This window comes from Lactobacillus sp. UMNPBX17 (genome assembly GCF_002553735.1).
Classification (GTDB): domain Bacteria; phylum Bacillota; class Bacilli; order Lactobacillales; family Lactobacillaceae; genus Lactobacillus; species Lactobacillus gallinarum.
The window spans coordinates 1-785 of record NZ_PCYT01000163.1 but is presented as its reverse complement, the minus strand read 5'-3'; the positions used below and the strand labels follow the sequence as shown (position 1 = coordinate 785).

Below are 785 nucleotides of genomic sequence, written 5' to 3'. Positions count from 1 at the left end.
CGACGCCACTGTGGTCGCAAATCAGACTTCTTGAAGAAATCTGACTTTATCAAGTATGTCAATAAGCATTTCTTTGAAGACAATTGGTCACTTGATGTATGTGCCAATCGCTGCTTGGCTGTGGGTGAATTTAGCAGCGACCAGATAGTCTGCACTAGAACTCTATATAACTATGTAGATCAAGGCTTGTTGGCTATCAGAAACTCTGATTTGCCTGAGAAGTTAAAGCGTAATACTAAAATTCATCGTGTTCATAAGAACAAGAAGAAATTAGGTCGAAGCATTGAAGAACGCCCTAAAGAGATTAATGATCGAAAAGAGTTTGGTCACTGGGAATGCGACCTAGTCTTAGGACATAAGACTAGAGATGATCAAGTACTGCTAACTTTGTCTGAGCGAATGAGCCGTGAGTTTCTAATCTTGCGTATTCCAGACAAGACAGCTGCCAGTGTTATGAGCGCTTTTCAAACTCTACATAAGCAGTATAGTGAGCACTGGAATGAAATCTTCAAGACAATTACAACTGACAATGGTTCAGAGTTTGCGGATCTTTCCAATCTAGAGGAAGTATCTAATACCTTAGTCTATTACGCCCATCCATATACTTCTTGCGATAAAGGCACTGTTGAAAGACATAATGGGCTCATTCGCAGATTCATTCCTAAGGGTGATTACATCAATAACTATTCTCTTCAGGAAATCATTGACATTGAAACCTGGTGCAATTCGCTACCAAGAAAAATATTGGCATATCATACACCAGATGAAATTTTTGAAAGAGAATT

General features: G+C 39.1%; 1 protein-coding gene. It reads left to right on the top strand.

Going from position 1 to position 785, the window contains the following annotated elements:
- On the top strand, positions 1 to 785 hold a 785-nt coding region (locus CP368_RS10115), incomplete at both ends, for an IS30 family transposase (protein ID WP_098046063.1).